Raw genomic sequence first — 25,561 nt, forward strand, 5'->3', positions numbered from 1 at the left:
CCCCTCCGGGCATCGAAGCCGACGTAGTAGGACGAGTCGGTCTGCGGCGGAACGCCGAGCAGGGGTTTGGGCTGGTTCGCGGTCATCGGCCGCAGCGGCGGCCGGAGTGGATGTGGATGGCGCTGCGCGGCGACCGCCTCGTCGCCAGACTGGCCTGGTGGGCCCCGCGCGCGGGCGAGGCGCCGGCGCTGCTGGACATCCTCGACCTCGACGACACCATGCCCGGACCGGCGAGCATCGAGGCCGGGGTCCGGTTGTTCGAAACCGCGAGCGCCGCGGTGCTGCCGGTCGGCGTACGCCCGCCGGAATACAACGTGTTCGTCCCGCCGCGATGGCGTGACGATGTCAAGGCGAGGCCTGCCGTCGAGAACCGCATGGCCGTGCTGGAGCGGACCGGCGCCCGGCTGCTCGTCGAACGGCTTCGGCTGGAGTGGCGTCCAGGCACTCCCATCGCGGCGCCGAGCGGGCGGCTGACCTTCCGGCCCGTGGCCGGCAGGGAGGAACTGCTCGCCCTGATGACCCTCGTCCTCGACGGCACGCTCGACGCCCACAGCCGCGCCGACCTCACTCGAATGCCCGCGGAGCGGGCCGCGGCCCAGCACTACGACGACGAACTCGTCCACTACCCGAGCCCACGGGAATGGTGGCGGATCGGCACGTCACCCGAGGGCGAACCGGTGGGATTCGTCATCCCGGCGCGTAACGAATACAACCCGGTGATCGCGTACATCGGGGTCGTCCCGGCCCGCCGCGGCAACGGTTACATCGACGACCTGCTGGCCGAGGGGACCCGGATCCTCGCCGGGCAGGGCGTCCCGCGAATCCGCGCCGCCACGGATGTCGGGAACGTCCCGATGGCCCGGGCGTTCCTCCGCGCCGGATACGAGGTCATCGGGCAGCGGATCGACATGACCTGGAGTGAAGACGGGTCACGGTAGGGCGGTCGCTCCCGCGAGAGCGGCGGCGGACGAGAGTCGCGGCGGAGGACACGCGCGGAAAATGGTTTGCGGCTCCTCCCGTCGTGCTCGCTAGGGTGACGCGCATGTGCTGCTTCGCATGCTTCACGAGGATCCGCCGCTCGTAGCGGCGGATCCCTTCCTCTTGTACGGCTCCGCCGCCATCGGTGTCCTCGCCGGTGCGGCGCTTCGCGCTGCCCGGCTCCGATCGCGCACTCGCGGAGCACTTCCATGGTTCATCAGAGCGGACGGCACGAGCTCGGCCAGAACTTCCTCGTCGACCGCACGGTCATCGCCCGCATCGGGGAACTCGTCGCCGGGACGACCGGTCCGATCGTCGAGGTCGGCGCGGGGGACGGGGCGCTGACGCTTCCCCTGAGCCGGTACGGCAGGCCGGTGACGGCGGTCGAGGTCGATTCCGGGCGGGCACGCCGGCTGGCCCGGCGCGTCCCGGCCAACGTCACCGTCGTCAACGCCGACATCCTGCGGTTCCGGTTGCCCCGGCATCCTCACGTGGTCGTCGGAAACCTGCCGTTTCACCTGACGACCTCGATCATGCGGCGGCTCCTCGCGGCATCCGACTGGAGGACGGCGGTGCTGCTGGTGCAGTGGGAGGTCGCCCGGCGGCGGGCCGGCGTCGGCGGCGCCAGCATGCTGACCGCGGCCTGGTGGCCGTGGTACGCGTTCGAGGTGCACGCGCGGGTGCCGGCCCGCTCGTTCCGGCCCGCCCCCTCGGTCGACGGCGGCCTGCTCACCATGACGCGCAGGGCCGTACCCCTCGTCGCCGAGCGGGGGCCGTACCAGGACCTCGTGCGCCGGGTCTTCACCGGGCGCGGGCGCGGCCTCGCCGAGATCCTCGAACGCACGGGACACCTGGACCGCCAGGCCGTACGCGCCTGGGCGCGTGACGCGCGGGTGACGCCGTACGCGCTGCCCAAGGACCTGACCGCCGGACAGTGGGCGTCCCTCTGGCAGGAAGTGACGCGGCGTCGCCGGCCGGGCCTGTGATGATGTCCTTCTCACTCCTGGGGTCACCGTGGACGAAGGGACTCATCGTGAACGATCTGGTCGCCCGGCTGTGGCGGAGCATCGGCGGTTCGGTGCAGTGGCGACTGTTGTGGATCTCGCAGGCGAAGTTCATGGTCGGCGTGACGGGGATCGTTCGCGACGGAGACGGGCGGGTGCTGCTGCTCCGGCATCGGTTGTGGCCGGAAGGCCGGCAGTGGGGGCTGCCCACCGGCTGCGCCATCAAGGGGGAGACGTTCCAGGAGACGGTCGTCAGGGAGGTGCGGGAAGAGACCGGCTTGACGGTGCGTGTCGGTGGGCTCGTGCAGCTCAAGAGCGGCTACCGGCTGCGGGTCGAGGTGGCGTACGAGGCAGAGTTCGCGGGCGGCACGATGAGGATCGACCCCAAGGAGATCCTGGAGGCCCGGTGGTGCGCGCCGGACGACCTGCCGGAAGGGACGCTGGAGTCCCATCGGCTCCTGATCCTCGGCAAGGCCGGTTAGGCGGTCGCCGGGCAGGCCGTCGACCGGCGACCTGTGGACCAGGGCGATGTGCCGGGGAGATTCGCCCGTTCTGTTCGCGGGTTGTCCACAGAGTGGCGTTCGGGTGGGACGGGCGGCGGCGGATTCGCGCAGGCTGTGGCCCTGCGGCAGTGCGAGGAGCGGCAGGTGCGGGGCCGACTGCTCCTGCGGCACTTCCCGCGGCCGCTTCGGCGGTTGTAGGTGCAGCACGTCGCGGAGGAGGAGCCATGCGAATCACCTATCCCGTGCCCGCGCAGACCTCGTCGGTCTTCGTCGTCGCCACGGACCGTACGCCGACCGATCTCTCGTCGATCGTCCCCTGGCGGATGGGACCGTCCCATCGGCGCGCCGCCAGGGACGCCCTCGGCACGCCACGGCTGACGCTGGAGGCGTTCCGGTCGGCGCGGTCTCCCTGGCGGCGGATGGATCTGAACGCCGAGGACCTCAGACGGGTGAGACGGGCCCGCCATCACGTGGTGGTGACGAGCACCGCTCCCGTCGAGGAACAACCCGAGGCCGCCCAGGTCGCCCGGGCGGCCGCGCGCGGGATCGCGGAGGCCTACCACGGCGGGTTGTACGACCCGCTCACGGGAGCGGCCGTCTACCACTGCGCCGAGTGCCCGGGGGAGCGGCGGGACTTCCACCTCGGCGACGACTGGCTGGGCTGGAGGGTGTCGTGCGCCGACGAGGAACACGCCTGTGCCCTCGGCCTCGGCGCTGCCGCACCTACGGGAGCCGATGCCGACGGGGGCTGCTCGTGCCTCGTCACGACCTCGCGCGGCCTGCGGCGTTTCGGTCTGCCGGAGATCACGCTGGCCGGCCTCGCCTGCGCGCACAGCCTGTGCGCGGTCACGGTCCTGCGCACGGTGGCCGAGTCGCTGCTCGGGGGCCACCTCGCCTGGTTGTCCACCGGCCTCCTGGCGCCCCGCCGCGCTGTCGCCCGCCGCCTTCGGGTGGCGGGGATGGACTACGCCGTGCTGTCGGGCGGAGCGGATCTGGAAAGCGGGCCCTTTCCCGTTCCCGGCGCCGAGTACGGGTCCCCGCCCGGCATGCCGGACGAGGAGAGCGGGCTCCTGCGCGTACGTCTCACGCCGGCCGCAGCCGCCCGTTCCTGTCTCAGGCTCCGCCTGCCGGGTGGGCACGACGGAAACCCCCATCCCCGTCATGCCCCGGGCCTGTTGGTCGCCTGAGCCGGCTTCTGGACGGCGTGTCGGAGCTCTCGGCCGCCCGGCTGCCGAGGGTCGCGACGACCGGACAGAGAGGCGGGAACGTTCGGGCGTCTATTGCACGTCTGTGAAGTGTGACCCTTTTCGCTGCCATCGACGACGAGATCCGGGACGCGCGGGACCGCGCCAGACGCCGGGACCAGCTCACCCGGCAGCGTGCCACTCTCCTGACTCAGATCGAGGAGGTCCGTGGCATGCTCGCGGACCTGGAGCGGCAGCTCGTCAAGGAGGATCGCGACGTCGCCAAGCTGGAACAGGGCGGTTTCACCGCCTTCCTGGCGGGTCTGACCGGGGGCAAGGAGGAGCGCCTGGCGCGGGAACGGGCCGAGGCGGCGGCGGCCCGCCAGCGGGTCACCGGTCAGCGCACCCGCCTGGAGTGGCTCAACGGCGACCTGCGTACGACCGACCAGTCCCTCGCGGAGCTCGGCAACCCGCATCACGAGCTGGAGGTGCTGCTCGCCCGCAAGGAACGGATGCTGGTCGAGTCGGGCGATCCACGCGGGCGGGAGCTGGCCGACATCGCCGCCCGGCTGTCGAACGTGAGCGCCGACCTGCGCGAGCATCGGGAGGCGCAGCAGGCCGGGGCCGCCGCGGGCCAGGCGGTCGGCTACGTCCTGCGGCATCTGGGCAGTGCCCGCGGCGCCTCGACGTGGGACATGTTCAGCAACGGCGGCGGGTTCGCCGACATGGTCGAGCACGGGCACCTGCGTCAGGCCGACGAGGCGGCCTGGCACGCGCAGGGCGCGCTCGACCGGTTCTCCCGCGAGCTGGCCGACATCGGCGTCAACGCCGCGCCCCAGTTGCCGAAGGTGGACACCCGCTGGTTCGCCGACGTCTTCTTCGACAACATCATCACCGATGCCATCAAGCACCAGCGGATCGCCCGTACGGCGGAGGCGGTGCGCGAGGTCGCGGAGTGGGTCGCGGCGATGGTCAATCAGGTTTCCGCCCGCTGTGGCGAGCTGACCCGTCAGCAGGAGTCCCTCGTCCGGCGGCGCGAGGAGGTCCTGAGCTCCTGACCGCTCCCCGCCCGTCAGGCCGGCCGCTGAACGGGCCGTCCACGCCCTCCCGGTCGAGCACGGCCCGATAGTACGAGCGGATCCGGGCGACCGGCGCCGCCCTGCTCGAACGCGCGCAACGGGACGGCGCGGTGCCCGGCGACATCGGGATCGCCGATCTCCTCACGCTGGTCAACGCGATCGCGTGGGTCAGCGAGCAGGCCCCGTGTGACGAATATCTGCTTGACCGCCTCCTCGCTCTCGTGCGCGGAATGGAGTCACAGGCCCAGGAGGAGAAGACATGACGAGCAGAGTGACGGCGGTGAGCCGCAGCGCCACCCACACCTTCAGCAAGACTCCGCTGGAGTCGATCCGGCTGCTGGCCGGCCTGGGCGTCGAGGGGGACGCGCACGCCGGGGTGACCGTGAAGCACCGGTCGCGGGTCGCCCGCGATCCCAGTCAGCCGAACCTGCGCCAGGTGCACCTGGTCCACGCGGAGTTGCACGACGAACTGCGCGAGGCGGGCTTCGCCGTACGGGCGGGGGACATGGGGGAGAACGTCACCACCAGGGGCGTGGATCTGCTCGCGTTGCCCACCGGGACCCTGCTGCACCTCGGCGAGACGGCCGTCGTCGAGGTGACCGGCCTGCGCAACCCCTGCGTGCAACTCGACGGTTTCCAGCACGGGCTGATGAAGGCCGTGCTGGACCGGGACGAGGAGGGCAACCTGGTGCGCAAGGCCGGGGTCATGGGCATCGTCGTCGCGGGCGGCGAGATCCGGCCCGGGGACCCGATACGGGTCGAGCCGCCTGCCGGCCCCCACAGCTCTCCGGCCGGTATGAGCGGTTCGGACGCCTGGTCGCGGTCGCCTACGTCGCCTACCCGCGGTCGCCTATGTCGTCTGCCGGCGGTTGCCTGCTCGCGGTCGCCTACGTCGCCTTGCCAGGGGTTGCCTACCCGCGGTCCTGTGACGCCGCGTTGATCACCTCGTCGAGGACGCCGCGCGAGTTGACCAGCTCCGTGATCATGCGGTCGATGCGGTCCCGCTCCGCGACCAGGTCGGCGACCAGCCGAGGGGTGGCGATCGCGGAGGGGCCGCCGTCGGCGTCGCGCATGCAGGGCAGCAACTGCGCGATCTTCTTGCTGTGCAGGCCCGCCGCGAACAGCTCCTGGATCCGGATGACGCGGTCGACCGCCTGCTCGGGATACTCCCGCTGACCACCGGGCGTACGCTCGGCGACCAGCAGCCCCTGCTGCTCGTAGTAGCGCAGCGACCGCTCGCTCACCCCGGTGCGCCGCGCCAGCTCGCCGATGCGCATCACGTCACCCCCTGCGGACTTGAACTTGACATCAATGTTAGCTTCTACCGTCGGGGGCATGGAGAACACGCTCTTCGACTACAGCCCGATCACCGAACGCCCGGCGATCAGCTGGCCCGGCGGTGCCAGGGTCGCCGTCTACATCGGCCTCAACGTCGAGCACTTCCTGGTCGACCGCCCGTCCACCAGCATCTGGGCCGGTACGGCCGACCTCGTCCCCGACGCCCTCAACTACGGCTGGCGCGATTACGGGGCCAGGGTCGGCATCTGGCGGGTCGCCGACATCCTGGACCGGCACGGCATCAGGGCCAGCGTCCTGCTCAACTCCGCTGTCGCCGAGCACTACCCGCAGATCATCAAGGCCGGCCTCGACCGCGACTGGGCCTGGCTCCTGCACGGCCGGACCAACTCGATCCTGCACGCCGGCCTGTCCCTGGAGGAGGAACGCCGTCTCCTCACGGAGATGGCCGGCACCGTCGCCGAGGCCACCGGCCGGCGGCCGCGCGGTTGGATGGGCCCCGGCCTGACCGAGACCTTCAACACGCCGGCCCTGCTCGCCGAGCTGGGATTCGGCTACGTGCTGGACTGGACCAACGACGACCAGCCCTACCCGTTGAACGTCCCCGGGATGATCAGCGTCCCTTACTCGGTCGAGCTCAACGACCTGCTCCTGTTCGACAGGGGCGTCACGGGGCCGGAGTTCGTCCAGATCGTCAGGGACCAGTACGAGCAGTTGCACGCCGACGCCGCACACAGTGGCAGGGTCATGGCGCTGGCCCTGCACCCCTTCGTCATCGGGCAGGCGTTCCGGGCCAAGTATCTCGATCAGGCGCTGGCCTTCCTCGCCGCGCAGCCCGACGTCTGGCTCACCACCAGCGACGAGATCGCCGCGCACTACCAGCGCACGGTCAACCAGCGCACGGTCTAACAGCGCATGGTCTACCAGCACACGGGCGGCCGGCCCGCGTAAGGGCTCGGCAGGGACGCGCCGGTCCGGCCGGTGGCCGGCCGGGCGCCCTCTCGTGGACCGGTCTCAGTGGATGTGGCCCGGCTCGTCGTGATCGTGGTCGTGTTCGTCCTCGTCCTCCAGGACGCCCTCCGACGGCTCCACGCCGAGCATCGCCTCCCGCGGCTCGACCTCGGCGACGTGCTCGACCAGGCCGAGCACGTGGTCGGGCTCGATCAGCCACTGCAGGGCCGCCGCGCCCGTCTCGTCGGAGTTGACCAGCTCGATCTGCTCCTGCCGCTCGGCGTCGTCCAGCTCGGCCTGGGGGTCGCGGATCTCGGCGAGCGCCGCCGCCTGCAGCGCGTCGACATCGAGGACCTCGACCACCAGGTCGACGGTGAGCCGCAGGTAGCGACCGGTGTCCGTTCCATCGCTCATGGTGGTGATCCTATCGGCAAGCCGTCACGGCAGTTTCCACTCGACCGGCGCCCCGCCCTGCTGCTCCAGCAGGGCGTTGGCCCGGCTGAACGGGCGGGAGCCGAAGAACCCGCTGCGCGCCGACAGCGGGCTGGGGTGGGCCGACTCGATGCACGGCACGTCACCCAGCATGGGCCGCAGGTTGCGGGCGTCGCGGCCCCACAGGATCGCCACCAGCGGCCCGCCCCGCTCGACCAGCGCCTTGATGGCCTGCTCGGTCACCTCTTCCCAGCCCTTGCCCCGGTGGGAGGCGGGCTTGCCCGGCATCACCGTCAGCACCCTGTTGAGCAGGAGCACGCCCTGCTCGGTCCACGGGGTGAGGTCGCCGTTCGAGGGCGGCGTGGGGTGGCCGAGGTCGGCCATGTACTCCTTGAAGATGTTGACCAGGCTGCCCGGAAGCGGCCGTACGTCGGGGGCCACGGAGAAGCTCAGCCCGACGGGGTGTCCGGGGGTGGGGTAGGGATCCTGGCCGACGATCAGCACCCGGACCTCGCTCAGCGGCTGCCGGAACGCGCGGAGGACGTTGTCCCCCGCCGGGAGGTACTGGCGGCCTTCCGCGATCTCCTGCCTGAGGAAGTCGCCCATGGCGGCGATCCGCCCGGCCACGGGTGCGAGGGCCTCGGCCCACCCGGCTTCCACGAGTTCGTGCAACGGACGTCCTGACATGTCCGCGCACTCTATCGGCTTTTCGGTCCCCGTACGGCCCGGCGGCGGAAAGATCGGATGCCCGCTTACCCCCGTGAAGCGGGCATCCGACGCCCTTCCGGCACGGCTCGCCACACACGGGACATTTCCCGTGTCGCCGTGGTGATGCCGGAGGCCCGGACGATCCGGGGCCTCCGGCCGGTCACTTGACCGAGCCCGCGAGCATGCCCTGCACGAAATACCGCTGGAAGGCGAAGAACAGCACCAGCGGGATGATCAGCGACAGGAACGCGCCCGGCGCGAGGATGTCCACGTTGGTGCCGAACTGCCGCATCTGGGATTGCAGTGCCTTCGTCATCGGCTGGTTCTCGGTGTCGGCGAACACCAGCGCGACGAGCAGGTCGTTCCACACCCACAGGAACTGGAAGATGCCGAGCGACGCGATCGCGGGCTTGGCCAGCGGGAACACCACGGTGGCGAAGATCCGCCACTCCGGCGCGCCGTCCATCCGCGCCGCCTCGAGGAGCTCGCGCGGAATGCCCACGAAGAAGTTGCGCAGCAGGAAGATGGCGAACGGCAGGCCGAACGCCACGTGGAACAGCACGACCCCGAGAATCGAGCCGAAGATCCCGAGGAATCCGTACAGCTTGGCGATGGGGATCAGCGCGATCTGCACCGGGACGACCAGCAGGGCGATGACCACGAGGAACACCACGTCCCTGCCGGGGAACTCGATCCAGGCGAACGCGTACGCCGCCATGGCCGCGATGCCGATCACCAGCAGCGTCGCCGGCACCGTGATGAGGACGGTGTTCCAGAACGACGAGCCGAAGCCCGACGCGAGCAGGTTCGAGTAGTTGTCGAACGTGAGCTGCGCGGGTTTGGTGAACAGCGTCCACCAGCCGGAGGAGTTGTTGTCGGTCTCGCCGCGCAGCGAGACGACGAGCAGCCCGAGAGTCGGGATCAGCCAGAAGAGCGCGACCAGGATCATGAAGACCTGGACCAGGCCGCCGCCGAGACGGTCGACAGCCCGAGAGAACAGGCCGCGCTCGATCGGCTGCGCGTGCCGGGGTTCGGCCAGGGTCGTCATCCCTCGTCCCTCCTGAACCGGCGGATGTTGAAGATCATGAACGGCACCACCAGCACGAGCAGGAAGATCGAAAGCGCGCTGCCCAGGCCCTGGTTGCCGCCGCCGCCGAACGACACGCGCCACATCTCCAGCGCGATCACGTTGGCCTGCGGCTGCACCGAGCCGGGGGCGATGATGAACACCAGGTCGAAGACCTTGAGCACGTTGATGATCATGGTGACGAAGACGACGAGCAGCACCGGCGACAGCAGCGGCACGGTGATCCGGCGGAACACCTGCCACTCGGTCGCGCCGTCGATCCTGGCCGCCTCCAGGGCGTCACGGGGGATCGCCGACAACCCGGCCGCGATCAGCACCATCGCGAACCCGGCCCACACCCAGATGTACGCGCCGATGATCGCGGGAGTGATCAGCGACGGCCCCAGCCAGGTGAGCCCGTTGAACGGCGCCGTGAAGTTCGACTGCGGCAGCCGTACGACGTAGGAGCCGGCCGGAAGACCGGAGAAGCGGAACGTGCCGTCGGCGGCCGTCTCGGTCGTCGCCTTGACCGCGCCGCCGGAGACCGCCTCGACGGTGACGCCGCCCAGGCCCTTCTCCTGCGGGTCGATCTGGTTCAGGGTGCCTCCGCCGCCGCGGACGACGTCGAGCCAGACCGTGCCGCTCAGGCCGTCGCCAGCGGGGGCGGCCTTCGCGGGCGCGGCGTCCTTCACCACGTCCTGGCTCAGGCCGACGAGCGGGATCAGCACCGGCGTGCCCGCCTGCACCTGCTGCTTCGTCACCACCGCGCCGCCCTGCACGACCGCGGGCGCCTGGTCGTTCTCCCGTGGCCGTGCGCCGGGATAGCCCGCGCTGGAGGAGAAGGCGTCGTGGACGGTCGTGATGATGGCGTTGGCCACGCCCTTGTCCGGGTCCTGCTCGTACACCAGGCGGAAGATGACCCCGGCGGCGAGCAGGGAGACGGCCATCGGCATGAACAGCACCAGCTTGAACGCCGTGGCCCAGCGGATGCGCTCGGTGAGCACCGCGAAGATCAGGCCGAGCGCGGTGACGATGATCGGGGCCACCACGACCCAGATGATGTTGTTCCTGATCGTGGTGAGCGTCGAGGAGTCGGTGAAGATCGAGAGGTAGTTGCCCAGTCCGACGAAGCGGTCGCCGGCCGCGTCGTACAGGCTGCGCCAGATCGAGTAGACGATCGGATAGATCACCCACGCGGCGAGCAGCAGCAGCGCCGGCAGCAGGAACATCACCGCCAGTCTCGGCGGCGGGCCGAGACGCACGGGCGCCTTCGCCGCGCCCGCCGTGGCGACCCCGCCGGGCGGGGCCGCGGTCGGGTACCCCGCCGCCGCCGGACCCGCCGGTGGCTCCTCGGAAGCGGTCAGGGAGTCCGAGGCGGCCGGGGTGTCGGCGCCGGAGCCGGAGAGGGCCGCTCCCGGCTGGGGGGAGTCGGAGGAAGGACCTGCGGGGGGTTCGCTCGGGCCGGAGGAGGCCCCGGCGGCGGAGTCTCCGCCGCCGGCGGCCTGCGGGCCGTCCAACCGTTCGGTCACGGCCGTCTTCCTTTACTTCTTGAAGGCCTTGGCGGCGTCCGCCTCGAGCTTCTCCTGCGTGCCCTTCACGTCGGAGGGGTCGCGGAGGAAGTCCTGCAGGTCCTTCCACTCGCCCTTGCCGTCGGTGCCGCCGAAGGCGCTGGGCGCGAGGTCGGACATGTCGTACCGCACGGACTCACCGGCCGAGATGATCGTCTGGGCGAGCTGCTTGGTCAGGTCGTCCGGGTAGTTGTCGGGCGAGACGTTGCGGTTGGGGGACAGGTAGCCGGGCTGCTTGGCCCAGACCTCGCCGCCCTCCTTGGACGCCAGGTACTCCACCAGCGCCTGCGCGCCCTTGTTGTCCTTCATCACCACAGCGACGTCGCCGCCGAGGATGACCGGAGCGGTGTCGCCCGCCTTCGGGAACGGCATGATCTTGGCTTCCTCGCCGACCTTGGCGCCCGACTGGCCCAGGGAGGCGGCGACGAAGTCGGCCTCGATGACCATCGCGGCCTTCTTCTGGGCGTACACCTGGGTGACGCAGGTCGGGAAGTCGGTCTGCAGCGCGCCGGACGAGCCGCCGAGCATGAACTCCTTCTTGCCGAAGATCTGCGCCAGCTTCTCCAGGGCGGTCTTGACCGAGGCGTCGGTCCACGGGATCTCGTGCTTGGAGAGCTTGTCGTAGTTCTCCGGGCCCGCCGTGGAGAGGTAGACGTTCTCGAACAGGTCGGTCAGCGTCCAGCCGGAGGCGGCGCACAGCGCGAACGGCGCGACGCCGGAGTCGGACAGCGTCTGCGCGTTCTTGATCAGGTCGTCCCAGGTCGACGCGGGCTGGGCGCCGGCGTCGTCGTAGGCCGACTGGCGGTACCAGACGAGCGACTTGTGCGCCGCCTTGACGAGCACGCCGTACACCTGGCCCTTGGCGGAGCCGAGCTCCTTCCAGTACGGGGTGTAGTTCTGGTCGATCTGCGCCTGCACCTCGGCGGACAGCGGCTTGAGGGCGTTCTCGTCGGCGTACTGCTGCACCAGGCCCGGCTGCGGCAGGATCGCGACGTCCGGAGGGTTGCCGCCCTGGATGCGGGGGCCGAGGTAGGCGCCGGTGTCCTCACCGGTGGAGGCGTAGGTGACCTTGGCGCCGGTCTTCTCCTCGAACGCCTTGAGCACTTTCTCGAAGTTGGCCTGCTCGTCGCCGGTCCACTTCGCGGCGACCTCGACCTTCACACCCTCCAGGGGCTTGGCGGCGCCTCCGGCGGCCGAGGCGCTGCCCGAGGCCGCGGGCGTGCTGCCGGAGTCGCTGCCGCACGCGGCGGCGGCGGCGAGAGCGAGGCACGCGACCATGACGGGGGGGAGTTTCCGCATATCTATCCTCCGAACTGGATGACCTCGCCGAGCCCCTGTTTCAGGTCGGCGACGGTCTCGTCTACGGGTTTGGCAAGAGTGAGCGCGCCGGACACGGCGCTGGAGATCAGCAGGCTGACCTGGTTGTAGTCGGCGGTGACCGGCCTGGGCCGGGCCGAGACGATCGCCTCCTTGAGCGCGGGCAGGTAGGGGAACCGCTCGATGAGCTCCGGGTCGTCGTACAGGTCCGCCCACACCGGGGGGAACGAGCCCTCGGTGAGCACGAGCCGCTCGTTGTCCCTGCCGGTGAAGTAGCGGATGAAGTCGAGCGCCGACTTCTGCCGCTTCGAGAAGGCGCTGATCGCCAGGTTGTAGCCGCCCAGCGAGCTGGACCCCGGCCCGTTCAGGCCGGGCAGCCGGGCCACCGAGAACTTCCCGGCCAGTTTCGAGTGGGCGGCCGGTCCGTACGCGTGCGGCCAGTTGCGGGCGAACAGCAGCCGCCCCTCCTGGAAGGCGAGCCGGGACTCCTCCTCCTTGTACGTCAGCGCCTCGCGGGGGATCCACCCCTCCTTGACGCCGCCGACCAGGAAGTCGAGCGCGGCCCGCGCGCTGCCGAGGTCCATCGTGACCGTGCGGGCGTCCGGGCTGAGGATCGACCCGCCCGCCGACTGGACGGCCTCGGCGAAGTTGACGGTCAGTCCCTCGTACGGCAGGAACTGCCCGGCATATCCTCCGATGTGATACTTCGCGCTCAGGCGGGAAGCCTGCTCGCGTAGCTCCGCCCAGGTCTTGGGCGGCTTCAGGTGCTCCTTCTTCAGGATGTCCGACCGGTAGTAGAGCAGGCCCGCGTTGCTGGTGTACGGCGCGGCCCACAGCCTGTCGCGGTAGATGGCGGTGTCCGCGACGCCTTTGAGCAGCTTGTCCAGGGGGAACAGGCTGCGGTCGAGCGGCACGATCCAGCCGGCGTCGGCGAACTCCGCCGTCCATATCACGTCGAGCGCGAGCACGTCGTAGACGTCGTTGTGCGCCTGCAGGTTGGCCACCATCTGGGCGCGCTGCTCGTCGGCCGCCTCGGGCAGTTCGAGCAGCGACACCGGCTCGTCCGGGTGCGCCTGGTTCCACCGGTCCAGCAGTGGGCGGAGGTACGCGGTGGTGTCCCTGCCGATCGCCAGTGTGATCGGCCCGGTGCCGTCGCTGCCCACGGCGGACTCGGCGCCGGTGTCGGCGAGCCCCGCGCACCCGGCCACCAGGAAGGTGGCCAGAACGGCGACGGCTCGGCGAACCATGTGGCCTCCGTATGAAAAGCGGGTTACATACGTGTTAGGTAGGTGCATGCATGTTATGCATAGCGATAATGTGAGCGTCAACGGATCAGCCCGTAACGCTCCGATAACTGCTCGATACGGCTTGGGGGTGGGCGCGTGCGGCAGTCGCTGCTGGCGCTCCTTGCGAAGGAACCTGCCCACGGATACGAGCTGAAACAGGCACTCGAGACGATCTTCGGCGACGCCTATCCGTCACCGAACATCGGCCAGATCTACGTGACCCTGGGCCGGCTGGAGAAGGACGGGTACGTCCGGTCGGTCGACGTCGAGCAGGCCAACCGGCCGAACAAGAAGGTCTACTACATCACCGCCACCGGCCGGGAGGCGCTGGAGACCTGGGTCGAGGAGCCCACCGAGGGCCCCCGGGTGCGTGACGAGTTCTTCATGAAGCTCGTGCTGGCTCCGATGACCGGGCTGTCCGACCGCATGGCCTTGGTGAACCGGCAGCGACGGCACTACCTTGCGCTCATGAGAGACCTCCGCGAGCTGGCCGAGCGCACCGACCCGGCCAACCGCGTCGCGCTGCTGCTCATCGAGGGAGCCATGCTCCACCTGCAGGCCGACCTCGACTGGCTCGAACGCTGCCAGGAGGACCTGCCATGACCGCCGACGCTCCCGTCGTACGGGCCGTCAACCTGGTGAAGATCTACCAGACCGGCGGGCTGCCCGTGCCCGCCGTACGCGGGGTCGACCTGACCGTCGAGGCGGGGGAGTTCGTCGCCGTCATGGGCCCGTCCGGGTCGGGCAAGTCCACCCTCGTCCACATGCTCGGCGGTTTGGACACGCGCACCAGCGGCGAGATCTGGCTGGACGGCAGGCGAGCCGACACGCTCTCCGAGAGCGGATGGGCGGTGCTCCGCCGGGAGAAGATCGGCTTCGTCTTCCAGTTCTTCAACCTGGTCGCCAACATGACCGTGGCCGACAACGTCGAGCTTCCCGCCCTGCTGGGCGGCGTCTCGCCCCGGCAGGCCAGGGAACGGCGCGAGTACCTCCTCGGCGAGCTCGGCCTGGCCGACCGCGCCGAGGCGTCGCCCGCGCAGCTCAGCGGTGGCGAGCAGCAGCGGGTCGCGCTGGCCCGCGCGCTCGCGAACCAGCCCCGGCTGCTGCTGGCCGACGAGCCGACCGGCAACCTCGACAGCCGCAACACCCGCGACGTGCTGCGCCTGCTCGGCAAGGTGCACGGGCAGGGCCAGACGATCGTGCTGGTCACCCACGACGCCCGGGTGGCGAGCATGGCCGACCGTGTCGTCAGCCTGCTGGACGGCCAGATCGTCGACGACGGCGCGATCCCGAAGTCGCGCCGGCGCCCCCTGGGAGCGGCCGGAGACGTCGTGGAGCTGCGCAGTTGAGATCGTCCGGGGGCGCACGGGACCGGCACGAGGGGGCGGCTTGATCACGACGAGGACCGCGGAGCTGCGGTGGATCCGCGCGGACCTGCGGGCACGCCGGGGTCAGGCAGCGCTGACGGTTCTCGCGGTGGCGGGGATCGTCACCGCCCTGATCATCGCGGCCACGCTGCTGGAGGACGGCACCAACCCCTGGCGCGGCCTGTTCGAGCGCAGCAACAGCGCGCACATCTGGATCCACAGCAAGGACGTCCCCGACGTGTCCGCGCTGCGCCGCCTGAACGGCGTGACCGACGTCGCCGGGCCCTACCGCAGCGCGCCCGCCACGCTGGTCACCCGCGGCCGGCGGGTGCCGATCACCCTGCAGGAGACGCCGGCGGCCTTCCCCGCCGTGGCCCGTCCGCTCCTGCGCGAGGGCCGCTGGCTCGACGTGCGCACCCCGAACGGCGTGGTCGTCGAACGGTCGTTCGCCCGCGCTCTCGGCCTGCGGCCCGGCAGTTCGTTCACCGTCACCGGACTGAACGGCGCGACCCACACGCTGACCGTCGCCGGGCTGGCGGAAAGCGGTGACCAGGGGTTCTACCCGGAGTGGACCCCCGGCCTGGCCTGGACGCTCGCGCAGACGCTGAACGTGGTCGAGCCCGCGCCCGGCCGCACCGAGACCGTGACGGGGCTGCGGCTGGCCGACCCCGCCGGCACCGATCTCGTCGTCCAGAGGGCCGTCTTCACGCTGCGCAACCAGGTGCAGCGGGTGACGACCTGGCGCGAGGTGCGGGCCTCGATGGAGCTGGACAACCGGCTGCTCGGCCTGCTGCTCGCGCTGTTCGGCGGCGCGGGCCTGATCGCCGCCGCGCTGGCGCTCGCCAACGCCGCCGGAGGCCGGGTGCTGATGCAGTTGCGCGACATCGCCACGCTCAAGTCGCTCGGGTTCACCCGGGGGCAGGTGGTCCGGATGCTCGTCGCCGAGCACGGCACGCTCGGATTGCTCGGCATCGCCATCGGCGCGGTACTCGCCCGGCTGATCACGGCGTACGCCATGGGGGAGACGGTCGTCGTGCCGCTGTCGGCCGGTCCGCTCGCCGCGATCATCGTGGGGACGTCGCTGACGGTGCTGGTCGCCGTGCTGGTCCCGGCCTGGCGCGGCGGGCGCACCCCGCCGATCCCGGCCGCCCCGGCGGCGCCGCCGCGCGGGCACCTGTCGCGGTTGGCCCGGGTCGCCCTGCTCGTACGGCTGCCGCCCGCGCTCGTCCTCGGCGCCAGGGACGCCTTCACCCGCAGGACGCCCGCCGCGCTCACGGTGTGCGGGGTCGCCATCCCCATGATGATGATCACGATCGGGCTCGGCTGCTGGACGACCCTGGACGACTTCATCCGCCACCCGGAGAGCGTGGGCCAGGCCGCGGCCCTGACGGTGCGGCCCGGCGAGCTGACCGCCGAGGAGGCGCGCCAGCGCGCGATGGCCGATCAGGACGTGGTCGCGGCCTACCCGGGCGCCGAACTCGACGCGCTTGTCCCCTGGCAGACGAGGACCGTGCGGACCAGGGCCCTCGGCCTGTCCTCCGACCCCTACCCCTTCCCGGTCGTGGAGGGCCGGATGTTCGCCGACCGGGGCGAGGCGGTCGCCGGGCAGGGCCTGCTCGACCTCCTCGGCGTACGGATCGGCGACCGGGTCCGCATGACGATCGGGGGCACCCCGCTGATCGTACGCATCGTGGGCCGGGTGGTGGAGCCCGAGCAGGACGGCGAGGTGCTGTCGTTCGGGGTGGACAGCCTGGCGGCCAAGGACGCGCTGCCGCCCCAGTTCTACGCCCTGGTGCTGCGGCCCGGCGCCGACCCGGCCCAGGTGCGCGCCCGCCTGCAGGGGCAGGGGCTGGAGGTGGCCCAGGCCGTGAATCCGGCCGACCGGCTCGCGGTCATCCGCGTGATCATCGTCGCGCTGGTCGCCGTGCTGGCCCTGATCGGGCTGGCCAGCCTGCTGACGGCCAGCGCGCTCGGGCTGCGCGACCACGTCTTCGACCTGGCCGTGCTCAAGGCCATGGGGCTGACCCCTCGCCAGGTGATGGCCACGCTGGTCACCGCCACAGGCCTGCCCGCCGCGGTGGGGGTCGTGGCTGGGGGCCGCGGCGGGGGCGTCCTGGTCGCGCTGGCTGATCGACCTGGAGGGCCGCGGCAGCGGCGTCGGCGCCGGTATCGGCCGCGCCCCGACGCCCGGCATGCTCGCCGCGACCCTCCTGATCGCGGTCGGCGCGGCGTTGCTGGTGGCGCTGATCCCCGCCAGGCGGGCGGCGCGGGCGCAGGTGCCCGTCACCGCCCGCTGAGGCGCGGCCCCCTCAGACGCCCTCTCAGGCGTCCGGGGACCTGCGCAGGGACAGCCAGTAGAAGCCGTAGCCCGGCAGCGTGAGCAGGTAGGGCAGGTCGCCGACCGTCGGGAAGGAGACCCCGCCGCGGCACTCGACCGGGGTGACCCCGGCGAAGCGCCGCAGGTCGAGCTCGACCGGCTGGGCGAAGCGCGAGAGGTTGTTGACGCACAGGACCACGTCGTCGCCCTCCTCCCGCAGGAAGGCCAGCACGCTCGGGTTCGGCGACCACAGCTCGTTGTAGCTGCCGGTGCCGAAGATCGGGTGTTCCCGCCTGATCTGCAGCATCCGCCGGGTGAAGTGCAGCAGCGACGACTCGCTCTTGGTCTGCGCCTCGACGTTGACCGACTGGTAGCCGTACACCGGGTCCATGACCACGGGCAGGTAGAGCCGGCCGGGGTCGGCGTCGGAGAACCCGGCGTTGCGGTCCGGGGTCCACTGCATCGGCGTGCGGACCGAGTCGCGGTCCTCCAGCCAGATGTTGTCGCCCATGCCGATCTCGTCGCCGTAGTACATGACCGGCGAGCCCGGCATGCTGAGCAGCAGCGCGGTGAACAGCTCGATCTGGTCCCTGTCGTTCTCCAGCAGGGGGGCCAGGCGCCGCCGGATGCCGAGGTAGGCGCGCATGCGCGGGTCCTTGGCGTACTCCGCGTGCATGTAGTCGCGCTCCTCCTCTGTCACGGTCTCGAGCGTCAGCTCGTCGTGGTTGCGGAGGAAGATGCCCCACTGGGCGCTTTCCGGCAGCTTGGGGGTGCGCGACATGATCTCGGAGATCGGCTCGCGGCTCTGCCGGCGCACGGCCATGAAGATGCGCGGCATCAGCGGGAAGTGGAAGGCCATGTGGCACTCGTCGCCGCCCACGGTGGGGTCGCCGAAGTACTCGACCACGTCCTCGGGCCAGCCGTTGGCCTCGGCGAGCAGCACCCGGTCGGGGTAGAGCCGGTCCACCTCGGCCCTGATCTTCTTGAGGTAGTCGTGCGTCTCGGGCAGCCCGGCGCAGGAGGTGCCCTCGCGCTCGAACAGGTAGGGCACCGCGTCCAGCCGGAACCCGTCCACACCGAGGTCGAGCCAGAAGCGGATGACCTCCATCATCGCTTCCTGGACGGCCGGGTTGTCGTAGTTCAGGTCGGGCTGGTGGTGGAAGAACCGGTGCCAGTAGTACTGCTTGCGCACCGGGTCGTACGTCCAGTTCGACTCCTCGGTGCCCACGAAGACGATGGGGACGCCGGAGTACTTGTCGGGGTCGTCCGACCAGACGTAGAAGTCTCCGTACGGGCCGTCCGGGTCGGTGCGGGACGCCTGGAACCACGGGTGCTGGTCGCTGGTGTGGTTCATGACCAGGTCGGTGATGACCCGCAGGCCGCGCTCGTGCGCGGCCTCGATCAGCTTCACGAAGTCGCCGAGGTCGCCGAACTCCGGAAGGATTTTGAGGTAGTCGGAGATGTCGTAGCCGCCGTCCCTGAGCGGGGACTCGTAGAGCGGCAGCAGCCAGAGGCAGTCGACCCCGAGCCACTGGAGGTAGTCGAGCTTCTCGATCAGCCCGCGCAGGTCGCCGGTGCCGTCGCCGTTGGAATCCTTGAAGCCGCGGACCAGTACCTCGTAGAAGACCGCGCGCTTGTACCAGCGGGGGTCTTGCGAGGTGAAGTCGGTGATCTCCGGGAGATCGCCGGTGGAGGCGCCGAACGACCCGGGGACCGGGTCAGGGCAGGGCGCAGCAGCGTTCATCTGGTTCTCGCTTGAGGAAAGAAGGAGCGTGTTGTCAGGTCACACCCGAGCTTTGAAGCTCTCGCCACGATGTTTGGCTCTATTTGACCAAAACTACCACTAGAAGTGGCCTGACCGAAAAGGCTGACGCCGGTCTGACATGCAGTTTTTACCTGTTTTCAGGTGATCACGTACTGCTACCGCACGGACGCGCCCCAGAACTGTGCGGGTCACCCGCCCGACGGCGCAGGCCAGGGCGGGGTGAGGTCGCCGAGCGCGTCCTCGTAGTCGGCCAGCCAGGCCCCGAACGCCACCAGGGCACGCAGCCAGAACCGCGAGTTCCACGACCCGAAGGCGGTCAGCGCGTCGGGCCCGCCGGCGATCGCGTCCAGCATCTGGGGCGACATCAGCCCGGGGATCTCCGCGGCCTTGACCAGCATCCGGTGGTTCCACTCGCGGGCGACCGGCCCGTTCGAGCGCAGCGGCACCCGGCGGTTCGGCATCAGCGGGGTGTTGGTCGAGGGCAGCGCCGCCACCCGGGGGTTGGCGGCCCGCAGGACCTCCCGGTAGAACCTGCCGCCCTCCTTGCGGGCGACCGGCACCGACAGCGCCGCGTCGAAGAACTCCGGGTGCAGGAACGGGAAGACCGGGGTCGCCTCGGGGCCGACGAGGTTGACCGGGGACCGGGCGATGCCCCGCACGGTCCGGGTGTGGAGCACGCTCAACGGCAGTTCGGCCCGGTGTCCGTGCAGCATGGAGGTCGCCCGGGTGAACGCCGTACGGACCCGGTCGTCCATCCACGCGGCGGCGGCCTCGCCGAGCACGGGGATGTGGGCGTCGCCGGTCGCCAGCGCCTTGAGCAGCGCCTCGCGGCGGGTCGCGCCCGTCCCCGCCCCGACGGCGTCCGCCGTGATCAGGAAGTTCTTCATCAGCGGGCCGCCCGCCAGGCCGTCCACCAGCGCCCGGCCCGCGCCGTGCACCTCACGGGCGAAGGGGGAGTACCACGCGTGGTGGCTGGTGAGGAACTCCAGGCGCCGGGCCGCCCACAGCGCCTCCTGCGGGTAGGCGGCCGGGTCCTGCGGCATGATCCGATGCGGGATGCCCAGCTCGCGGGTGATGTAGCGGGCGAAGTCGATGTCGTTGTCCAGCCCGTCGTCGGGGCTGGTGGTCCACGACTCGACGTCCATCTTCCTGGCCACCGCCACGCTGGCCAGCAGCCGCGAGTCGTACCCGCCGCTCACCGGCACCAGCACCCGCTCGTACGGCTTGAGCGCGTCGTGCAGCAGCGCGACCAGGTCGTGGCCCGTCACGCCCCGGTCCACGGGCTCCTCCCGCACCCAGCGCGGGGCCCGCCGGTCGGCCCGCAGCCTGCGCTCGCGCCGCGACCAGGTCAGCGCGGTCGCGCCGGGCAGGCGCCGGATCTGGCGATACGGCGTGTCCTCGAGCAGCGGGTAGGTCAGCGTGAGGATCGCCGCCCACGCCTCCCAGTTCACCTCGTACGGCCGCCGTGCAAGCGCGAGGAGCGGCTCGATCAGCGAGGAGAAGTAGACGGCGTCGCCGTCCTGGAGGTAGTAGACGTCGACCAGGCCGAGGCCGCCCGTGTGCAGGCTCACCGTGTCGGGCTCGTCCACCAGGCCCGGGGTCTCGTACGTCTCCGCGACCCGCAGCCACGCGTTCGCCCCGGGGCTCGCCCCCCGGTCTCCGGCCGCAGGCCGCCCCCACGCGTACGCGGTCGCCCGGGCTCCCGTGGCGTACGGCGCCAGGGGGGGCCGACGCGAGCAGCGCGGTCTCCGGTGCGGTGTGCACGGCCTGGACGGCGGGGCCCGACCGCGCCAGCAGGTCGAGCGTTGCCTGCTCGAAGGGCCCGACGGCCCCGCAGACGTACGGCCTGGCCTGGAATCGCGGCCACTCACCCTTGCGCACGGTTTGCCCTCCCTTGAACCGCAGCCGAGTCTACGGACCTCCCGGCCGCCCGTGCGCTTCGCGATACATGCCGCATTGCCCGCACAGCTCGCTCGATCTCGGCCGTCTCCCGCATCCGCTGCTACAACGGCCGCATGATCGCTGGCGATTTGGTCGCTGGTCTCATGGCGATCTGGTCGCTGGTCTGATGGCGATCTGGTCGCGGAGTGGCCGGGGTGTCGGTCAGCGGGGGATGTGGCGGACGAGGTGGACGAGGTCTCGGCTCTGCCTGAGAGCGATCAGGGCGTTCTGCGAATATTGTGACTCTGGTCCTGAAGGTCTACCGCGGAGTCACCCCCTATGAGCGAGGTAAGCGAGCCGGCAGCCGGACAGCCCGAGCGGAGCGACCCGGCGGCGCTGCGGCAGGCGCTGGCGGAGGCGGTGGAGCGAGCCTCCGGCGCGGCGGAGCTCGCCCGGCTGATCACCGACTACCAGCGGCGGCTGGAGGAGGTGGCGCGCTCGGAGGCCGAGGCCCTGACCAGGATGCGTGAGGCCGAGGCGCGGCTGAAGACGGTCGAGCGGCAGAACGCGCAGCTCGCCAAGCAACTCGCGGAGCAGAAGTACCAGACCGAGGTCGCCAACTGGAAGCTCGCCTCGCTCCAGGAGAGCCGGTGGATCAAACTCGGCGACGCGATCCACAGCAAGAAGCCCGGCACGGTGGCCAGGACACTCAAGGCGCCGGTCAGGAAGCGCCCCGCGCCCAAGCGCTCGGACTTCAAGCCCGAGGTCCCCGCCGTCCCCGAGGTGAAGGCGGCTCCCGCCGCACCCGAGCCCAAGGCCCCGCAGGTCTCCACGCCGCTCGCCGAGTCGTTCGTGGTCCCCAAGGGCCCGACGGCCCGGCCGTACATGACGGTCGCCGCGATCGTGGACCGGCAGACCGAGGCGCTGCTGCGGTACGAGTGGCGGCTGGTGACCAACTTCGGCCCGGACAACTGGGAGGCCATGCTCGACCAGCAGCGGCCGCACGTGCTGTTCGTCGAGTCCGTACGGCCCGGCCCCCGGCAGCAACGGCGGGCGCTGGCTGGAGGCGCTGGCAGGGGAGACGCGGGCGCTGCGCGACCTGGTGGCGGCCTGCCACAAGCGGGGGGTCAAGACGGTCTTCTGGCACTCGGGCGGCGCGGTGTCGCGAGCGGTGCCGGCGGCCGAGCACTTCGAGTACGTGCTGGCCACCACCGAGGCCCGGGCCCGCGAGTGGCGCTCGGCGCTGCGGCACGACCGGGTCGGCGTGCTCCCGCACGCGATCCAGCCCCGCGTGCACAACCCCATCCCCGCCGAGGGCGGCAGGACCGGGGAGATCGTCACCCTCGGCACGGTCACCCCTCCGGCCGGCGGTGCGGCCTGGCAGCCGCTGGCCGGGCAGGGCGACGACCCCACGGCGTACGACGACGTGCTGACGGCCTACCGGCAGCCGGCCCTGGTGATCGCGGGCGCCGACGCCGAGCCGAGGGTGATAGGGGAGGTCGCGGCCTGCGGCACCCCGGTGCTCCAGGTGCGGGCCGGGGCCAAGGGCGAGGAGATCCTCGCGGCGGCCGAGATCCTCATGGCCGACGCCGGACGGCTGGACAGGGAGGCCCACCTCGCCTGGCGGGCCCGCACGAGCGTCACCCCGCTGCTCGACCCGATCCTCGACACCCTCGGCGTGCCGAGCGTACGGGGCAGCGGCGTGATCACCGCGATCACCGCCGTGTCCGACCCGGCCGAGCTGGACCGCCTGCTCGCCCAGGTCACCCGTCAGATCGAACGGCCGGGCCAGATCGTGATCGTGGCGGACGGCCTGGAGGCGGGCCTGGTGGACAAGACGGTCCGCCAGGCGTGCCCGGACCTCGACGTCGTGGTCCGCGCCACCGAGGAGCCGGTCACCCGGGGCGCCGCCCTCGACCGCGCGATCAGGCTCGCCGACGGCGACTACGTGGCCGTGCTCGACGCCAGGGACCTGTACGGCGAGCACTACCTGGCCGACCTCGTCCGGCACTTCGCCTCCACCGACGCCGAGGTGCTGGGGAAGGCGTCGTTCTACGCCCACCTGCCGGGGACCGGCGCGACCCTGCTGCGCCAGCCGGGGGCCGAGCACCGGTTCCTGCCCGAGGTGGCCGGCGGCACCGTCCTGGGCCGCCGCCAGGTCCTCACCGGCCTCGGCTTCGCCGACGTCTCCGAGGAGTGGGGCGAGGTCCTGATGCGGCAGTGCCGTACGGACGGGGTGCGGGTCTACTCGGCCGACCGCTACTCCTACGTCTGCGTCCGCGACTCGGCGGAGGGTTCGCTGCTCGGCTCGGCGCGCCTGGAGGGATACGTCCCCGCCGAGCCTCTCGCCCTGTTCTAGCCCACCGGCCTCACCCGAGGTCGAGCACGGCCTTGCCGTGGAGGCGGCGGCCGAGCAGGAGCGCCACCGCCTCCTGCGCCTTCTCCCAGCCGCCGCGCCAGGAGATCCCCGGATCGAGACGGCCGGACGCGACCTGCCCGGCGAGCCAGGTGAGGTCGGGAGCGAGCCCGCCGCAGGCGAGCAGGAAGAACGTGACCACCGAACGGTCATGACGGGCCTGGTCGCCGAAGAACGCGCCGAACGGGAAGGTCTCCGGCTCGCCGGTCACATGTCCCACGGCCACCAGGGTGCCGCCCTCGGCCAGCCTGTCGTACGCCTCCACGAGGGTGGGCCCGCCCACCATGTCGAGCACGCCGTGCACCGGGCCGCCGAGGGCGGACGGCCGGTCGACCACCTCGTGCGCGCCGAGCGCCCGCAGGCCGTCGCCGTGCGCCCCGGGATCGCCGGTGGACGCGATCACGTGGGCCCCGCCGAGCCGGGCCAGCTGCACGGCGTACCTGCCGACCCCGCCGGTGGCGCCGGTGACCAGCACCCTCCTGCCGAGGATGGGGCCGAGCCGGTGCAGGGCGCGCAGCGCGCTGCCGGCGGCCACCGGGATCGTGCTGATCGCGCCGAGGTCGGCGTTCTCCGGAAGCGTGCCGATGTGAGAGGTGTCCACGGCCCGGTACTCCGCCCACGCGCCGTCGACGCCGAGCGTCACCACGGGGGTTCCCGCGGCGGGGCCGGACCCGTCGGCGGCGGCCCGTTCGACCACCCCGGCCGCGTCCCATCCCGGTACGGCGCCGTCGGAGGCGTTCTCGATGCCGAACCTGACCTCGCCGTAGTTGAGCGAGGTCGCGGTCACCCGGACCAGTGCCTGATGCGGGGCGGGCTCGGGGTCCGGAGCCTCGCCGAGCCGCAGGCCGGCGGGCGCGGACCTGTCGACGAGCAGAGCGCGCATGAGTCGTCCCTTCGTGAAAGTGCCACTCGGTGGCAGGAGCGCTGCGGCCGCCACTATGCCACTCGGTGGCATTTGCCATCAAGTGGCACTTTGCGGCGAGGCTAGACTGGCCGCGATGACCACCACCGCCGTTCAGGCCGACGAGCTCCCGCTGCGTGAGCGCAAGAAGCTGCGCACCCGCCGGGCGCTGGTCGACGCGGCCCTGGAACTGTTCACCGAGCGGGGTTTCGAGGCGACGACCCTCGACGACCTGTGCGCGGCCGTGGAGGTCTCCAAGCGCACCTTCTTCCGCAACTTCGGCAGCAAGGAAGACGTCGCGCTGACGCCCGCCCAGGACATGTGGGCGGCGTTCCTCGACGAACTGGAGCGGTGCGAGCCCGGCGCCGGCGCCCCGTCATCGCGCTGGCGCAGGACTGCCTGCTCGTCGCCGTCGCACGGATGACCGACGACGGATGGGCGCGCCAGGTCCGGCTCGGCGAGCGGCTGGCCGCGCGGATTCCCTCTGTGGGGGCGTACGGCCTGCACTTCTGCGAACGCACCACCCGTGAGGCGCTCGCGATCCTGCGCCGCCGTTTCGATCTGGGCGGCGCGGACGACCTGCGGGCGAGACTCGTGCTCGACATGCTCATCGCGGCCTGGCACGCCGCTCTGGAGTCCTGGACGTCCATGCCGGGCGAGCCCAGGGCCGCGGATCTGGCCGCGTGCCTGCGGGAGGCGTTCGCCGCGATCCCCGGGTGCCTCACGCTGACCGCCGCGCCCAAGGACGGCCCGGGCGCGCCGTGATCATGGAGGCGCTGCGCGAGGTCCTCGGCGCGCCGCCCCGTGCCGCAGGGGGTCGTGGGAGCGGGAGGCGCGGTTCGTCTCCACCGCCGCGCTGCGGGGGGACGGCGGAGCCCCCGGCCGAGGCGGCGGAGCGGCTGGCCGTACGGCTGCGCGCGGTGCCCGGGGTGCGGCACGTGGACGTCCGGCCGAACGGATTCCTGGTCGTCGAGATCGCCACGCCGGGAGAGATCGTCCAGGACATCCTGGCCGCTCCGCTCGCCGTGCCCCCTCGGAGAACGGGCTCCACGGCGCCGTGGCCCGATTTCCCGCGCACCTGGGACAACCCCGGTTTCGCCGTGCGGTACGCGTACGTGCGGGCGGGAGCCGTACAGCGGTGGGCGCGCGACCTCGGCGTGCCGACCGGCGCGGCGGCGCGGTCCGGCCTCCTCGACGGCCCGTCCGACCGGGCCGTGCTGCGGGTCCTGGCCGAACTGCCGAGCAGGAGGGACAGCCGCGATCCGGGATGGGCGGCGTACCTCGAACGGCTGGCCGAGGTCTACCACGCCGCCGTCGAGCACGCGTCCCCGATCCCCAGGGGCGACGAGCCGCCGTCGGAGGTCCACGCGGCCCGGGTGCGTATGGGGGAGGCGGTGCGCCGGGTGCTCGGCGAGGGACTGGCGGAGCTGGGTGTCGCCCCGCCCGGCAAAATCTGAACAAAACCAGCGGATGGCGGAAAGTACTGTCGCCGATGACCTGCGGATCTGAATATCTTCCGTCCGGGCCGTCTCGCAGGGTGAA

General features: G+C 71.5%; 26 protein-coding genes. 15 read left to right on the forward strand and 11 right to left on the reverse strand.

What is annotated here, in order from left to right:
- The 7 genes from B1L11_RS26305 to B1L11_RS26330 all read left to right on the forward strand — a co-directional run.
- Nucleotides 1-938: GNAT family N-acetyltransferase (locus tag B1L11_RS26305; RefSeq protein WP_218671323.1), on the forward strand; the 938-nt coding region annotated here is incomplete at its 5' end.
- A gap of 249 nt (nucleotides 939-1,187) precedes the next feature.
- Nucleotides 1,188-1,964 (forward strand): 23S ribosomal RNA methyltransferase Erm, encoded by a 777-nt coding sequence (erm, locus tag B1L11_RS26310; protein ID WP_079317089.1) that lies wholly within the window; start codon nucleotides 1,188-1,190, stop codon nucleotides 1,962-1,964.
- A gap of 47 nt (nucleotides 1,965-2,011) precedes the next feature.
- Nucleotides 2,012-2,464: an NUDIX domain-containing protein gene (locus B1L11_RS26315; RefSeq protein ID WP_143737564.1), complete on the forward strand. Its 453-nt coding sequence runs from the start codon at nucleotides 2,012-2,014 to the stop codon at nucleotides 2,462-2,464.
- A 245-nt stretch (nucleotides 2,465-2,709) separates the two neighbouring features.
- Entirely contained in the window at nucleotides 2,710-3,672 is a 963-nt protein-coding gene (locus tag B1L11_RS26320) for a hypothetical protein (RefSeq protein WP_079317093.1), read from the forward strand.
- Between the two features lie 110 nt (nucleotides 3,673-3,782).
- Nucleotides 3,783-4,727 (forward strand): hypothetical protein, encoded by a 945-nt coding sequence (locus tag B1L11_RS26325; protein WP_079317095.1) that lies wholly within the window; start codon nucleotides 3,783-3,785, stop codon nucleotides 4,725-4,727.
- Nucleotides 4,728-4,807: 80 nt separating this feature from the next.
- The gene (locus B1L11_RS47145; protein ID WP_372974730.1) at nucleotides 4,808-5,011 is read left to right on the forward strand and encodes a hypothetical protein; all 204 of its coding nucleotides are present in this window, start codon (nucleotides 4,808-4,810) and stop codon (nucleotides 5,009-5,011) included.
- On the forward strand, nucleotides 5,008-5,688 hold the full coding sequence (locus tag B1L11_RS26330; RefSeq protein ID WP_306291713.1) for an MOSC domain-containing protein: 681 nt from the start codon (nucleotides 5,008-5,010) through the stop codon (nucleotides 5,686-5,688). The genes B1L11_RS47145 and B1L11_RS26330 overlap by 4 nt, the downstream gene beginning before the upstream one ends.
- On the opposite strand, the gene B1L11_RS26335 is transcribed toward B1L11_RS26330, so the two are convergent.
- A complete protein-coding gene (locus tag B1L11_RS26335; RefSeq protein WP_079317097.1) occupies nucleotides 5,660-6,025 on the reverse strand; it encodes a MerR family transcriptional regulator in 366 nt (121 codons plus the stop codon). The genes B1L11_RS26330 and B1L11_RS26335 overlap by 29 nt on opposite strands.
- A gap of 58 nt (nucleotides 6,026-6,083) precedes the next feature.
- Between B1L11_RS26335 and B1L11_RS26340 the strand changes: the two genes are divergently transcribed.
- Nucleotides 6,084-6,953, forward strand: a complete 870-nt coding sequence (locus B1L11_RS26340; RefSeq protein ID WP_079317099.1) for a polysaccharide deacetylase family protein — start codon at nucleotides 6,084-6,086, stop codon at nucleotides 6,951-6,953.
- Nucleotides 6,954-7,058: 105 nt separating this feature from the next.
- On the opposite strand, the gene B1L11_RS26345 is transcribed toward B1L11_RS26340, so the two are convergent.
- From B1L11_RS26345 to B1L11_RS26370, 6 genes are all read right to left on the reverse strand, one after another.
- Nucleotides 7,059-7,409, reverse strand: a complete 351-nt coding sequence (locus tag B1L11_RS26345) for a hypothetical protein (protein WP_079317101.1) — start codon at nucleotides 7,407-7,409, stop codon at nucleotides 7,059-7,061.
- Between the two features lie 24 nt (nucleotides 7,410-7,433).
- Nucleotides 7,434-8,114, reverse strand: a complete 681-nt coding sequence (locus B1L11_RS26350) for a uracil-DNA glycosylase (RefSeq protein ID WP_079317103.1) — start codon at nucleotides 8,112-8,114, stop codon at nucleotides 7,434-7,436.
- 181 nt (nucleotides 8,115-8,295) lie between these two features.
- The gene (locus B1L11_RS26355; protein ID WP_079317105.1) at nucleotides 8,296-9,183 is read right to left on the reverse strand and encodes a carbohydrate ABC transporter permease; all 888 of its coding nucleotides are present in this window, start codon (nucleotides 9,181-9,183) and stop codon (nucleotides 8,296-8,298) included.
- Complete coding sequence (locus B1L11_RS26360; RefSeq protein WP_372974728.1) at nucleotides 9,180-10,730, reverse strand: ABC transporter permease subunit; 1,551 nt, start codon at nucleotides 10,728-10,730, stop codon at nucleotides 9,180-9,182. Before B1L11_RS26360 ends, B1L11_RS26355 begins: the two co-directional genes overlap by 4 nt.
- Nucleotides 10,731-10,742: 12 nt before the next feature.
- The gene (locus B1L11_RS26365; RefSeq protein ID WP_079317107.1) at nucleotides 10,743-12,068 is read right to left on the reverse strand and encodes an ABC transporter substrate-binding protein; all 1,326 of its coding nucleotides are present in this window, start codon (nucleotides 12,066-12,068) and stop codon (nucleotides 10,743-10,745) included.
- 2 nt (nucleotides 12,069-12,070) lie between these two features.
- Nucleotides 12,071-13,333: an ABC transporter substrate-binding protein gene (locus B1L11_RS26370; protein ID WP_079317109.1), complete on the reverse strand. Its 1,263-nt coding sequence runs from the start codon at nucleotides 13,331-13,333 to the stop codon at nucleotides 12,071-12,073.
- A 135-nt stretch (nucleotides 13,334-13,468) separates the two neighbouring features.
- On the opposite strand from B1L11_RS26370, the gene B1L11_RS26375 reads away from it, so the two are divergent.
- From B1L11_RS26375 to B1L11_RS26385, 3 genes are read left to right on the forward strand one after another with little or no spacing between them, the layout of a single operon-like run.
- Nucleotides 13,469-13,975 carry a PadR family transcriptional regulator gene (locus tag B1L11_RS26375; protein ID WP_079317111.1) on the forward strand — a complete coding sequence of 169 codons (507 nt, stop codon included), beginning with the start codon at nucleotides 13,469-13,471 and terminating at the stop codon, nucleotides 13,973-13,975.
- Nucleotides 13,972-14,721 carry an ABC transporter ATP-binding protein gene (locus tag B1L11_RS26380; RefSeq protein WP_079317113.1) on the forward strand — a complete coding sequence of 250 codons (750 nt, stop codon included), beginning with the start codon at nucleotides 13,972-13,974 and terminating at the stop codon, nucleotides 14,719-14,721. The genes B1L11_RS26375 and B1L11_RS26380 overlap by 4 nt, the downstream gene beginning before the upstream one ends.
- Before the next feature lie 40 nt (nucleotides 14,722-14,761).
- Nucleotides 14,762-17,119, forward strand: coding sequence for an FtsX-like permease family protein (locus B1L11_RS26385; RefSeq protein ID WP_256862904.1), 2,358 nt, complete (start codon nucleotides 14,762-14,764; stop codon nucleotides 17,117-17,119).
- On the opposite strand, the gene treS is transcribed toward B1L11_RS26385, so the two are convergent.
- The 3 genes from treS to B1L11_RS26400 all read right to left on the reverse strand — a co-directional run bounded on the left by treS (nucleotide 17,061) and on the right by B1L11_RS26400 (nucleotide 21,685).
- A complete protein-coding gene (gene treS, locus B1L11_RS26390; RefSeq protein WP_079317115.1) occupies nucleotides 17,061-18,800 on the reverse strand; it encodes a maltose alpha-D-glucosyltransferase in 1,740 nt (579 codons plus the stop codon). The genes B1L11_RS26385 and treS overlap by 59 nt on opposite strands.
- A 209-nt stretch (nucleotides 18,801-19,009) precedes the next feature.
- Nucleotides 19,010-20,410 (reverse strand): asparagine synthetase B family protein, encoded by a 1,401-nt coding sequence (locus B1L11_RS26395; RefSeq protein ID WP_256862905.1) that lies wholly within the window; start codon nucleotides 20,408-20,410, stop codon nucleotides 19,010-19,012.
- Nucleotides 20,411-21,169: 759 nt separating this feature from the next.
- Nucleotides 21,170-21,685, reverse strand: a complete 516-nt coding sequence (locus B1L11_RS26400) for a hypothetical protein (protein ID WP_079317117.1) — start codon at nucleotides 21,683-21,685, stop codon at nucleotides 21,170-21,172.
- A 119-nt stretch (nucleotides 21,686-21,804) separates the two neighbouring features.
- Between B1L11_RS26400 and B1L11_RS26405 the strand changes: the two genes are divergently transcribed.
- A complete protein-coding gene (locus B1L11_RS26405) occupies nucleotides 21,805-23,061 on the forward strand; it encodes a glycosyltransferase (RefSeq protein WP_079317119.1) in 1,257 nt (418 codons plus the stop codon).
- Nucleotides 23,062-23,071: 10 nt separating this feature from the next.
- On the opposite strand, the gene B1L11_RS26410 is transcribed toward B1L11_RS26405, so the two are convergent.
- Complete coding sequence (locus tag B1L11_RS26410) at nucleotides 23,072-24,001, reverse strand: zinc-binding dehydrogenase (RefSeq protein WP_079317121.1); 930 nt, start codon at nucleotides 23,999-24,001, stop codon at nucleotides 23,072-23,074.
- 115 nt (nucleotides 24,002-24,116) lie between these two features.
- Between B1L11_RS26410 and B1L11_RS52020 the strand changes: the two genes are divergently transcribed.
- From B1L11_RS52020 to B1L11_RS26420, 3 genes are read left to right on the forward strand one after another with little or no spacing between them, the layout of a single operon-like run.
- Nucleotides 24,117-24,443 (forward strand): TetR/AcrR family transcriptional regulator, encoded by a 327-nt coding sequence (locus B1L11_RS52020; RefSeq protein WP_256862906.1) that lies wholly within the window; start codon nucleotides 24,117-24,119, stop codon nucleotides 24,441-24,443.
- Nucleotides 24,440-24,784 carry a hypothetical protein gene (locus tag B1L11_RS52025; RefSeq protein WP_256862907.1) on the forward strand — a complete coding sequence of 115 codons (345 nt, stop codon included), beginning with the start codon at nucleotides 24,440-24,442 and terminating at the stop codon, nucleotides 24,782-24,784. Before B1L11_RS52020 ends, B1L11_RS52025 begins: the two co-directional genes overlap by 4 nt.
- Nucleotides 24,781-25,476 (forward strand): anticodon-binding protein, encoded by a 696-nt coding sequence (locus tag B1L11_RS26420; RefSeq protein ID WP_372974729.1) that lies wholly within the window; start codon nucleotides 24,781-24,783, stop codon nucleotides 25,474-25,476. The genes B1L11_RS52025 and B1L11_RS26420 overlap by 4 nt, the downstream gene beginning before the upstream one ends.
- The last annotated feature ends 85 nt before the right edge of the window (nucleotides 25,477-25,561 follow it).

It is taken from the genome of Microbispora sp. GKU 823 (assembly GCF_002027145.1).
Lineage (GTDB): Bacteria > Actinomycetota > Actinomycetes > Streptosporangiales > Streptosporangiaceae > Microbispora > Microbispora siamensis.

What these genes read in the sequence shown, in the direction of transcription:
- erm (WP_079317089.1), top strand. Translation starts at nt 1,188, where the DNA reads ATGGTTCATCAGAGCGGACGGCACGAGCTCGGCCAGAACTTCCTCGTC.
- B1L11_RS26320 (WP_079317093.1), top strand. Translation starts at nt 2,710, where the DNA reads ATGCGAATCACCTATCCCGTGCCCGCGCAGACCTCGTCGGTCTTCGTC.
- B1L11_RS26330 (WP_306291713.1), top strand. Translation starts at nt 5,008, where the DNA reads ATGACGAGCAGAGTGACGGCGGTGAGCCGCAGCGCCACCCACACCTTC.
- B1L11_RS26335 (WP_079317097.1), bottom strand. Translation starts at nt 6,025, where the DNA reads ATGCGCATCGGCGAGCTGGCGCGGCGCACCGGGGTGAGCGAGCGGTCG.
- B1L11_RS26340 (WP_079317099.1), top strand. Translation starts at nt 6,084, where the DNA reads ATGGAGAACACGCTCTTCGACTACAGCCCGATCACCGAACGCCCGGCG.
- B1L11_RS26345 (WP_079317101.1), bottom strand. Translation starts at nt 7,409, where the DNA reads ATGAGCGATGGAACGGACACCGGTCGCTACCTGCGGCTCACCGTCGAC.
- B1L11_RS26350 (WP_079317103.1), bottom strand. Translation starts at nt 8,114, where the DNA reads ATGTCAGGACGTCCGTTGCACGAACTCGTGGAAGCCGGGTGGGCCGAG.
- B1L11_RS26355 (WP_079317105.1), bottom strand. Translation starts at nt 9,183, where the DNA reads ATGACGACCCTGGCCGAACCCCGGCACGCGCAGCCGATCGAGCGCGGC.
- B1L11_RS26365 (WP_079317107.1), bottom strand. Translation starts at nt 12,068, where the DNA reads ATGCGGAAACTCCCCCCCGTCATGGTCGCGTGCCTCGCTCTCGCCGCC.
- B1L11_RS26370 (WP_079317109.1), bottom strand. Translation starts at nt 13,333, where the DNA reads ATGGTTCGCCGAGCCGTCGCCGTTCTGGCCACCTTCCTGGTGGCCGGG.
- B1L11_RS26380 (WP_079317113.1), top strand. Translation starts at nt 13,972, where the DNA reads ATGACCGCCGACGCTCCCGTCGTACGGGCCGTCAACCTGGTGAAGATC.
- treS (WP_079317115.1), bottom strand. Translation starts at nt 18,800, where the DNA reads ATGAACGCTGCTGCGCCCTGCCCTGACCCGGTCCCCGGGTCGTTCGGC.
- B1L11_RS26400 (WP_079317117.1), bottom strand. Translation starts at nt 21,685, where the DNA reads ATGGCCTCCCAGTTGTCCGGGCCGAAGTTGGTCACCAGCCGCCACTCG.
- B1L11_RS26410 (WP_079317121.1), bottom strand. Translation starts at nt 24,001, where the DNA reads ATGCGCGCTCTGCTCGTCGACAGGTCCGCGCCCGCCGGCCTGCGGCTC.
- B1L11_RS52020 (WP_256862906.1), top strand. Translation starts at nt 24,117, where the DNA reads ATGACCACCACCGCCGTTCAGGCCGACGAGCTCCCGCTGCGTGAGCGC.
- B1L11_RS52025 (WP_256862907.1), top strand. Translation starts at nt 24,440, where the DNA reads ATGACCGACGACGGATGGGCGCGCCAGGTCCGGCTCGGCGAGCGGCTG.